Source organism: Bacillus cereus group sp. BfR-BA-01379, from assembly GCF_022663605.1.
GTDB classification, from domain to species: domain Bacteria; phylum Bacillota; class Bacilli; order Bacillales; family Bacillaceae_G; genus Bacillus_A; species Bacillus_A mobilis.
Genome location: NZ_JAKUFT010000108.1, coordinates 1 through 11459 on the forward strand (window position 1 = coordinate 1; position 11459 = coordinate 11459).

Below are 11459 nucleotides of genomic sequence, written 5' to 3' on the forward strand. Positions count from 1 at the left end.
TGCGACTTCCTTATGTTAACATCTTCGTTTTTCGATGTCAACTAAGTTTTTCAATTTCTTTTTTGTCGTTTTCTGCGTTTCCGCATCAGCGACGGTTATTAATATATCATGCAGTACATACAGGGTCAATACTTTTTATAAAAAAATTTCACATCCCGTTAAATCCTTTAAAACATGTTTCAAAAAATCATTATAATCTCCCTTCATTCTTTATCACACTCCGCATTTCATATCTTATCACTTTATCATGTTTCCGAACGAGTGAAAATTCTAAATTTTATGTTATATTATTGTTATAGGAGCGTGGTGAGAATGAGCATTAAGTATTCAAACAAAATCAATAAAATCCGGACCTTTGCATTAAGTTTAGTATTTATCGGCCTCTTCATTGCATACTTAGGAGTCTTTTTCCGCGAAAACATTATTATTATGACAACATTTATGATGGTTGGCTTCTTAGCTGTTATCGCTAGTACTGTCGTTTACTTTTGGATTGGCATGTTATCTACTAAAACTGTACAAATTATTTGTCCAAGCTGCGATAAGCCAACAAAAATGCTCGGTCGTGTCGACGCATGTATGCATTGCAACCAGCCTTTAACAATGGATCGAAATCTAGAAGGAAAAGAATTTGATGAGAAATATAATAAGAAGAGCTATAAATCATAGGTATATACGGGGACAATGTAGCCTTACAAAACTAAACAGTAAAAGGTGATTTCTTAACCAAGAAATCACCTTTTGTATGTATCCTTAATTAAATTAGGTTCTTCACTGAACATTTTAAATCCTCCTGAACCTAATGCAATTCCCATATATAATAAAGAAAGAGGTTGACGTAAAGCCGTCAGCCTCTTTCTTTATTATATATTACGCCTTATGACACTCTGGACAAACGCCATAAATTTCTAAGCGATGACTATTAATAACGAAGCCTGTCGTTTTCGCAGCTTCCTCTTCAAGCTGTTCCAAACCTCCATAAGGAAAATCAACAATCTTACCACATTTTTCGCAAATCACATGATAATGTTGACTTGTAACATAATCAAATCTACTTGAAGCGTCTCCATAAGTTAATTCCTTTACAAGTCCAACCTCTTTAAATACACGTAAGTTATTATAAACAGTTGCAACACTCATATTTGGAAACTTACCTTCTAATGCTTTATAAATGTCATCCGCTGTTGGGTGCGTCATAGATTCCACAAGGTACTCTAAAATAGCATGACGCTGTGGAGTAATGCGTACACCCGTATTTTTCAGCATTTCTAGCGCTTCTTTTAATTCTTCTTTGACCACCGTCATGCACCCCGATTCTATACGGATTATTATTTTATAATTCTTATAAAGAGTGTACTCCTTTTCTTATAAATCGTCAATATTTCTACTATAAGTATGTGGTTTATTTTTGTATATAACCTTATTCTTATATATCTTTCCCCATTTTCTATACATTTACATAGAAAAAAAGTGCGACATAATCGCACTTGGAATACTATCATCTGAGGAGGTATGCCCTACACTTCACTTTATGTAAGACGATAAAATATGTATAGACACTCGCCTTACTTCTATATATTTTATCTCCGCAGTGAATTTACTTTATATAAGAAAGAACATCCTCAATATGTCCTTTCACTTTCACTTTACGCCATTCTTTTACAAGCTCACCGTCTTTATTAATAAGGAATGTAGAACGTTCGATTCCCATGTACTCTTTTCCAAAGTTCTTTTTCAATTTCCAAACATCGTACAATTCTGCTACCTGATGATCTTCATCTACTAAAAGTACAAATGGAAGTTCATGCTTCTCAATGAATTTCAGATGTCTGTTCGCTGAATCAGGACTTACGCCAAGAATAACTGTATCTTTCTCTTGAAATAATCCATATGCATCTCGAAAATCACATGCTTCAGTTGTACATCCTGGAGTCATATCTTTCGGATAAAAATATAGAACTACATTTTTACCACGAAAATCCGCTAAGCGAACTTGTTCCCCGTTACTTCCCTCTAATGTAAATTCTGGAGCCATTTCTCCTACTGTGATCATTGTTATCACTCCTACTCTTTTCTTTTACTATATCAAATGCAATCTTATTTTTCATTGTCTATTACAGATCTCATGACAAAAGCAAACGGTAATGTATATCCAATTAGCGCTTCTGCAATCGCAATCCATCTCCCTATTCCAATCGGAGCTATGTCACCGTACCCAACGGACAATAAAGTAACTGCGCTAAAATATAAGCAAATTTCTACAAGTTGAAAAGATTGGGCATGCAAGCTTTCTCCATCTTCTTTCAAAACTGCAAAGCCCATTTCTTCTAATACAACATAACTTAACCCAAACGCAATTAATACCGTTGTATAAATTAGAAATAGGGAGGCTAAATTATAAAGCGAAAAGAAACGCCTAGAATCTGAATATGAACTCCATAACAATTGGACACTTCTCAAAATAGCAATTGCTGCAATTAATAGAATAAATCCCCATAACATGTCCTCCACCTCATTTTATATGTATGAGACAGCCATTGGATTTATCCCTTAGAAACAAACAAGCTTCTATAATTAATTCCCAGCACCACGGTACCTTTTTACCCCTTGATTCCAAAGAGTAATTGCAATCGTAAAACAGATAACACCAACGAATGGTGTTGCAAATGCATAGCTATTCCACTCTGTTTTTCTTAAAAAGTATGCTGCTGGATACACTCCGACAAACGCAAATGGTAATACAAACGTTAAAATGAAGCGAATCACACGATTATAAATGTTAACAGGATAGCGACCATAGTTACCTATGTTATACATTAGCGGCATAATTGAACTTTTCGCATCCGACCAAAAACCAAGACTTGCAAGCGTAACAAATATCCCTCCGTATACAAGAGCTCCCCCTCCTACCATCAGTAAGAATAAGAAAAAATCGTACCAGTAAAAAGATAATTGCAGCTCCACTGCTGCATATCCCATTACAATCACTCCTGTAATCGCTCCAATTAAAGATTCAAGTTCCATTCTTTCTAATATAATTTGAAATAAACTATGAATCGGTCTCGTTAATATACGATCCATTTCTCCTTTAATAATGTAACGATCATTAAAGTCCCATATGTTAAAGAAAGCTGAGAAAATGGCAAACGGTACTAAAAAGAAACCATAAATAAAGATAACTTCTTCTCTACTCCAGCCTTTTAATGCTTGCGTATGTCCAAACACAACGAGAATAAAGATTAAATTAACAGCCTGCAGTGATAAATCAGAAAGTAATCCAACGATAAAATCGCCCCGATACTCCAATTTTGTTTTTATATATTGGCTTGCATATTGTAAAAATAGGTTTATATATATCATCTCATCATCCCCCTTGTACAATTAGACGTTTTCTCGCCGTTCTCCACATGAGTACAATTGGAATAATAAGTACAATTGCCCAAATTACTTGGAATAATAATGCCTCATACAATTTACTTCCTTGTATACCTTCTGAAAAAATCATACTCGGAATATAACTAATGGCCTGAAACGGTAAAAATACCATTGCCTTCTGAGCCCATAACGGATAAAAGCTAATTGGTAATAATAGACCTGAAAATAAATCAATAACAACACGTTTTGCATACATAATTCCACTATTATTAAATAGGAAGAACGTGAGCATTCCCGTCATTAAATTAATTTGTGTATTAATAATAAAACTAAATATTAAAGATAAGAAGAAATATAACCACGTTTGAAAATTCGTTGTAATTTGCAATGAAAATAATAAAGTAACGATAACCATACCTGGAATTGAAAAGAAGGCAAAACGAAATATCCCTTCACCGAGACCTTGCATTACTTTCATCCCTAAATAGTTATATGGACGAATCAGTTCTACCGCTACACGTCCTTCTTGAATTTCCATCGCAATTTCCCTGTCTATATTATTAAAATAAAAGGCACGTGCCATCCACGCAATTGCGATATACGTAGTCATTTGCGAAATAGATAAACTTTCAATATTCTCTTTTCCGCTATAAATTGCTTGCCATAAAAAATAATACGCACCGATATTAATTGTATAAATTAAAATCCCGCTATAATAGTTTGTACGATACGCAAGCATCATTAAAAAGCGAATCCGAATCATTTCAATATACTTACCCATGTTTAATACCTTCTTCATAAATGTTACGAATGATTTCCTCTGTAGACACTTCGTTAATTTTTAAATCTTTAATTTGAAATGCTTGTACTACTTTAGAAATAAGCATTGAAATGATAACTTCTTCATTCGGTATTTTTGCAACCCACGCGTTTTCCTCTTTCGCTTTCGCCCAAACGACATGACTATCTGGCATAACCATTGATAAAGCCTGATAGGAAACTGGTGCAATAAATTGAAAATGTATTTCCTTCTCCGCTCCCCACTGCGTACGAAGATTATTTAAAGAACCGTCATACATAATATTCCCTTCATCCAGCATGATAACGCGCTCACATAAAGCTTCAATATCAGTAATATCATGGGTTGTTAATAAAATTGTTGTTTTATAACGCTCATTCATTTCTTTTAAAAATTCACGTATTTTCAATTTCACAAGAACATCTAACCCAATTGTAGGTTCATCTAAAAATAATAATGGCGGATTATGAATTAATGCTGCCGCTAATTCACAACGCATTCTTTGACCAAGAGATAACTTTCGAACTGGCTTATCTAATAAAGGACCAATATCTAACGTTTCAATTACGTGCTCCATATGCTCTTTATACTGAGCGTCTGATACACCGTACACCTTTTTTAATAAACGAAACGATTCTTGTACAGCAATATCCCACCAAAGTTGCGAGCGTTGACCGAAAACAACACCAATTGTTCTTACAAATTCTTCTCTCTGCTTATGTGGGTTCATCCCATTTACTAAAATCTCTCCTGATGTCGGAGTCAAAATCCCCGTAAGCATTTTAATTGTCGTTGATTTACCGGCACCATTCTCACCAATATACCCAACCATTTCACCTTGTTTCACAGTAAAAGATACGTCATTTACTGCTGGTACTATTTTATAATTACGATTTAATAAATCGCGAAATGCACCCTTTAAACCCGGACGACTTGAATAGGCTGTAAACTCTTTACGTAATCCTTGTACCTCAATTACCGATTTCATAACCGGACCCCCTTCCTAAATGTCACAACGAATAGTTTACCCAACTGCCTTCTCTATCACAAACAATACGTCTTTTCGAAAAACATGTTAGAATAATACATAGATTTTTGTAAGGAGATGAATTGTAGTGAAATTCACAAAATCAGAAGCATTACATAAAGAAGCTTTAGAACATATCGTTGGCGGCGTTAATAGTCCTTCTCGTTCTTTTAAAGCAGTTGGCGGTGGCGCTCCTGTTGCTATGGAACGTGGAAAAGGTGCTTATTTCTGGGATGTAGACGGAAATAAATATATCGATTATTTAGCAGCATACGGTCCTATTATTACTGGACATGCTCACCCGCACATTACAAAAGCAATTACAACAGCTGCTGAAAATGGTGTACTTTACGGAACACCAACAGCGCTAGAAGTAAAATTTGCAAAAATGTTAAAAGAAGCAATGCCTGCATTAGATAAAGTCCGCTTCGTAAACTCTGGTACTGAATCAGTAATGACAACAATTCGTGTCGCTCGTGCTTACACAGGCCGCACAAAAATTATGAAATTCGCTGGTTGTTACCACGGTCATTCTGATTTAGTACTTGTAGCAGCTGGATCAGGCCCTTCTACGCTAGGAACTCCTGACTCAGCCGGTGTACCACAAAGTATCGCTCAAGAAGTTATTACCGTTCCATTTAATAATGTAGAAACTTTAAAAGAAGCATTAGATAAATGGGGACATGAAGTAGCAGCTATCCTTGTAGAACCGATTGTTGGAAACTTCGGTATTGTAGAGCCAAAACCTGGCTTCCTTGAGAAAGTGAATGAACTTGTTCACGAAGCTGGCGCACTAGTAATTTATGATGAAGTTATTACTGCTTTCCGCTTCATGTACGGTGGTGCTCAAGACTTACTTGGCGTAACACCAGACTTAACAGCGCTTGGTAAAGTTATTGGCGGCGGACTTCCGATCGGTGCTTACGGTGGTAAGAAAGAAATTATGGAACAAGTTGCCCCGCTTGGACCTGCATATCAAGCTGGTACAATGGCAGGAAATCCTGCTTCTATGGCATCTGGTATTGCTTGTCTAGAAGTTCTTCAACAAGAAGGGCTTTATGAGAAATTAGATGAACTTGGTGCGATGCTTGAAAAGGGAATTTTAGAGCAAGCTACAAAACATAATATCGATATTACATTAAACCGACTAAAAGGTGCTTTAACTGTATATTTCACAACAAATACAATTGAAGATTACGATGCAGCACAAGATACAGACGGTGAAATGTTCGGTAAATTCTTCAAGCTTATGCTGCAAGAAGGAGTTAACTTAGCACCTTCGAAATATGAGGCATGGTTCTTAACGACAGAACATACAAAAGAAGATATTGAATATACAATCGAAGCTGTAGGCAGAGCATTTGCTGCTTTAGCGGCGGATAAATAATCCCGTCATTACAAGGAAAAAAGAAAACACATCTTTCTTTTTTCCTTTTTTCTATTTCATAAATCCCTCATTAATAGTATAATTATTCATAATTATCTGTTTAATTTTTCTTTTATATCCTTACTATCCTTGTATACAAGGCTGCTCACGCCTTAAATAGTAAGATTATTCAAACTTCAATAAGAGGGGGGATTGACGGATGCTCAATAAAACAAATACATGGACACCGTCTTTATTTCGAGGTTATAAAAATGCAGAACACGATGCGTGTGGAATCGTTTCCGTTATGGAGAAACGAAAATTTCCTACAAAAGAAAACATTGACCTTTGTATACAATCACTAGTCAAAATGAATCATCGGGCTGGCTTCATTAATGGTGAAGGAGATGGAATCGGCATTCACATTGATGTCCCAAAAGCACTTTGGAATGAAAAACTAAAAAGTAGCGGATATAATCCAACGATCGTGGATCATCCCCACTTTATCGTTGGACATTTTTTTCTAAACAAAAATGCAAATATAGTTAATTTAAAGAATCATATTCGTACGCAATTAAATAACGAAAATTTCACTATGATTTTCGAAAGTGACGACGTAATAAATTCCGATGCACTCGGTCCACTTGGTAAACAAGAAGAACCTTTATTTTGGCAAGTTGCTCTTATCGCGGAAAATGAAGTTAAACATATTGAGCAAACATTATTTTCAGTAACGATTAAAATAGAGGAAAACGAAGCGATTCATGTTGCTTCTTTAAGTCGTGACCATGTTGTATATAAAGTTCTAGGTGCTGGGGATACACTTGTTGCCTATTACAATGATTTACAACATCCACTTATCGCTTCAACTATGACACTTGGACATAATCGCTATTCTACTAATACATTATCTAATTTTTTTCGTGTACAACCATTTAGCGTTCTCGGACATAATGGTGAAATTAACACAATTGCAAAATTACGCGATCAAGCTGAAATGATCCATGTTCCACTTACTGCCGGGGGCAGTGACTCCCAAGATTTAAACCGCACCTTAGAAACTCTACTTGTTCAATACGACTACAGTTTATTTGAAGCAATGGACATACTATTCCCACCAATTATTAATGAAATTAAACTTTATGAACCACATTTACAAGATTTATATACGTATATACGTGAAGCTTGGGGCCATTTTGCGCAAGGTCCAGCTGGCATTATTTCACGTTATAAAGATGAAGCTGTTTTCAGCGTTGATTCCCTGGGACTACGACCAGTATGGAAAGTTGAAACAGAAAGCTCTTATATTTTCTCTTCGGAACCTGGAGTTGTATCACCAACTGAATATGTAGCAGAACCAAAACCACTCGCTCCTGGAGAAAAAGTCGGCCTAAAGTGGAATGAACAAGATGAGCTTGTACTCTACGAATACGATGACTACCAAGCTCAAGTATATAACCGTTTTAAAAAACGAGTGGATACGAAAGGTTATCATTTAAACTTATCTATCCCTGAAACGAAAGAAATCTCGGGATTATGTGATTCTATGCAAGTTGAAACGAAGCAATACGTTGCTTTCGGATGGGACCGAGAGCATATTCAGCTTCTTGAACAGATGGCAACAAAAGGCGTTGAGCCAATTCGCTCACTTGGGCATGACTCACCACTTGCCGCACTCGATACTGATAGACGAAATATCGCTGACTTCATTAAGGAAAGTGTAGCCGTTGTTACAAATCCAGCAATCGATCGCGATCGAGAGGTCGAACATTTCTCCACGCGGACGATACTCGGAGAGCGCCCAAGTTTATTGAGCGGCGCTAAACAGCCATTTGTAGTTGAGATGCTTTCCCCCGTTATTTTAGAAGGAAGTGTAGCACAAACTATTGCAGAGGAATTACAAACAATTACGTACGAACAACTTATACAGCTATTCAATACTCACAGCTCTATCGCTACAATCTCTGCTACATTCAGCCCGGCAGAAACTTTACAATCCGCCTTAAATCGAATTAGTTCTGAAGCGATAACAGCCGTTAACGATGGAGCTTCCCTACTATTAATAGACGATGCCGACGCTCATCTAAATGAACGATTATGGATTGATCCGCATTTAGTTACCGCTAAAGTACATCAAGTATTAAGCGAAAATAAATTACGCCGAAACTGCTCTCTCGTTATACGTTCTGGTGCCCTTCGCTCCTTACACGATATCGTCACACTGTATGGATTAGGAGCAGATAGTATTAATCCATATTTATTATTTGCAACCGTAAATGATGGGACGAAAACACCCATTACGAATTTATATTATGCACTTAATAAAGGACTAGAAAAAGTCATTTCAACAATTGGAATTCATGAATTACGCGGTTACGGTCGCCTCTATTCTTCTATCGGATTACATGAGGAAATCGCAAACATATTACAAATTACGAATTTCCTCGGTTCAAACACTTTAGCTTTTTCGCTTGCATCACTTGCTAAAGATGCACAAATGCGCGCGGATGATTACAACGATCCTAAAGTTAGAATGCGAAAATCTTTTCATATATTCCCGCGAATTTGGAAAGCAATCGGCGATATCGCAAAAGGAAATTCTTATGATGATTACCGTGACAAATTAAGTGAGTTAGAAGAAAACAATCCAATCGCGATTAGACACCTTGTTCAAACGAAAGAAACAAAACATATCGTTCCGGCTGAAGAAGTGTCCATCAGCATTCAAAATCATGATTTACCATTTATTATTAGTTCCATGTCATTCGGTTCTCAAAATGAAGTTGCCTTTCGCGCATATGCAGAAGCAGCTGACCAGCTAAATATGATCAGTTTGAACGGTGAAGGCGGAGAAATTAAAGATATGATCGGAAAGTATCCACATACACGTGGACAACAAGTTGCATCTGGGCGATTTGGTGTAAACGCCGAACTACTAAATTCATCAAACTTAATTGAAATAAAAATTGGTCAAGGTGCAAAACCTGGTGAAGGTGGACATTTACCAGGTTCAAAAGTAACAGCCAAAATCGCTGAAGCACGTAACGCTACAATTGGCTCAGATTTAATTTCACCTTCTAACAACCATGATATTTATTCCATTGAAGATTTAGCTCAAATGATTACAGAAATTAAAACCGCCAATCAACTTGCGAAAGTAGCTGTAAAAGTTCCTGTTGTCCCTAACATTGGAACAATTGCTGTCGGTATCGCAAAAGCTGGCGCTGATTTTATTAACATTAGCGGATTTGATGGCGGTACAGGTGCCGCACGTATTCACGCATTGCAACATGTAGGCCTTCCTGTAGAAATTGGTGTGAAAGCCGCTCACAATGCTTTATTAGAAGCAAATATGAGACACAAGGTAGAAATTTGGGCAGACGGTGGTATTCGAAGTGTGAATGACGCCTTGAAAATCATGCTTCTTGGGGCAAACCGTATTGGATTTGGTACATTATCCATGATTGCAATCGGCTGTACAACTTGCCGCGGATGTCATCTAGATACTTGTCACGTTGGAATTGCAACACAAATTGAGTCTGAAGCTCAGGCGAAAGAACATGGATTACGCCGCTTTGTCCCACGTGAATTAGATAGCGCCGTCGCTGGATTATTACATTTATTCACCACTTTTGGCGTAGAACTAAAACAATTAACAGGAAATCTTGGTTATACAAATTTGCAAGAAATTGTTGGGCGTTCCGATTTATTAGAACAAGTTCGAGGTGAAAATTTATTAGACTTATGTAATTTACTACAAACGATAGAACATCCATCTGTCACAAAAACAGAAGACGTACCGGAAACACAATTTGAAACAGTTCATTCCCCTCATTCGAAAGAATTAGTAGGCGTTGGCGTAGAGCAACGCGTTATGGGTGGTCTAGAATCTTGCTATCGCGTTCGTAGTAAATTATATGAAGACACGAAGCTTGAACCACTTACATTAAAGTATACGAATGGCTCTATTCCTGGAAATGGATTAGGTGCTTACAATAGTGAGAACTTATTTATACACGTAAATGGCGGTGCACAAGATGGCATTGGTAAAACTTCCTTTGGTGGTGGTATTTATATAACGAAAGCAAAAGGAAAAGACGGCACATATTATAACGGTTCTGTCGGAAAAGGTTTTGGATACGGTGCACAAAAAGGAGCGCTATACGTGCAAGGTAACGCTGATGCTCGCGCTGGTATCCGCCTCTCTGGAGCAGACATGATAATTGGAGGGCGCATGACAAAGCCACTCCGCGAAAAAGAACAAGGCAATATAGGTGCATACTCTAATATTAAAGGTTTTGCTTTTGAATATATGACAAATGGGCGAGCGCTTGTTTTAGGGGATCCTGGTCCATGGATCTGTGCTGGTATGACTGGCGGTGTTGTTTATTTACGTCATGATTTAAGCTTAGGTTTAACTGAACAGGCTTTAAAAAGAAGAATCGCAAAAGGAGCGAATGTTACATTACAACCAATTAGTAAAAATGGTGCGCAAGATGTGACTGAGTTATTGCTAGATTATATTCGTGTATTAAATGAGCATGAGCAATACGAAGAAGTTGCTTTATTAACACCGTTACTCGATGATATGCAGCACCAATTTTTTGAAATTATCCCGAAAAAAGAGCAGGCTGATCCGTCTATCTCAACAGAGTGATATAGCTACCTTTCATTTTCAAGAATAAATTGACGAAGTACACTTCTCATAGTAATCTATAGTAACAATTTGAAACCTGCTGAAATTCAGCAGGTTTTTTTACTAAAAATTGATGTTTAAAAAGAATTAGGAAAAAGTATAAATGAATCTTAATTTCTTATGAACGTCACTAAAATATCACTTGCTAACATATTGTAATGAATGTATAGTATCATGTTGTACATTCATTATGACA

At 36.8% G+C, this 11459-nt stretch carries 9 protein-coding genes; 3 read left to right on the top strand and 6 right to left on the bottom strand.

All coding sequences use genetic code 11. From position 1 onward, the window contains the following. Positions 1-312 precede the first annotated feature (312 nt). A complete protein-coding gene (locus tag MR113_RS25315; RefSeq protein ID WP_000025063.1) occupies positions 313-669 on the top strand; it encodes a YgzB family protein in 357 nt (118 codons plus the stop codon). 201 nt (positions 670-870) lie between these two features. Here the strand turns inward: MR113_RS25315 and perR are convergent, their stop codons facing one another. The 6 genes from perR to MR113_RS25345 form a co-directional block, all read right to left on the bottom strand. Next, complete coding sequence (gene perR / locus MR113_RS25320; protein WP_000237831.1) at positions 871-1299, bottom strand: peroxide-responsive transcriptional repressor PerR; 429 nt, start codon at positions 1297-1299, stop codon at positions 871-873. 298 nt (positions 1300-1597) lie between these two features. Beyond that, positions 1598-2053 (bottom strand): thioredoxin-dependent thiol peroxidase, encoded by a 456-nt coding sequence (bcp, locus tag MR113_RS25325; protein WP_098238087.1) that lies wholly within the window; start codon positions 2051-2053, stop codon positions 1598-1600. Between the two features lie 44 nt (positions 2054-2097). Then, on the bottom strand, positions 2098-2502 hold the full coding sequence (locus tag MR113_RS25330) for a potassium channel family protein (RefSeq protein WP_000964347.1): 405 nt from the start codon (positions 2500-2502) through the stop codon (positions 2098-2100). 72 nt (positions 2503-2574) lie between these two features. Beyond that, the gene (locus MR113_RS25335; protein WP_242257268.1) at positions 2575-3360 is read right to left on the bottom strand and encodes an ABC transporter permease; all 786 of its coding nucleotides are present in this window, start codon (positions 3358-3360) and stop codon (positions 2575-2577) included. A gap of 4 nt (positions 3361-3364) precedes the next feature. Beyond that, entirely contained in the window at positions 3365-4156 is a 792-nt protein-coding gene (locus MR113_RS25340) for an ABC transporter permease (RefSeq protein WP_000521523.1), read from the bottom strand. Continuing rightward, positions 4149-5162, bottom strand: coding sequence for an ABC transporter ATP-binding protein (locus MR113_RS25345; protein ID WP_061676756.1), 1014 nt, complete (start codon positions 5160-5162; stop codon positions 4149-4151). The genes MR113_RS25340 and MR113_RS25345 overlap by 8 nt, the downstream gene beginning before the upstream one ends. 127 nt (positions 5163-5289) lie before the next feature. Here MR113_RS25345 and hemL point away from each other — a divergent pair, with 127 nt between their 5' ends. After that, a complete protein-coding gene (gene hemL / locus MR113_RS25350; RefSeq protein WP_141435072.1) occupies positions 5290-6588 on the top strand; it encodes a glutamate-1-semialdehyde-2,1-aminomutase in 1299 nt (432 codons plus the stop codon). A gap of 199 nt (positions 6589-6787) precedes the next feature. Continuing rightward, complete coding sequence (locus tag MR113_RS25355; RefSeq protein ID WP_242257269.1) at positions 6788-11224, top strand: glutamate synthase-related protein; 4437 nt, start codon at positions 6788-6790, stop codon at positions 11222-11224. Positions 11225-11459: the final 235 nt, after the last annotated feature.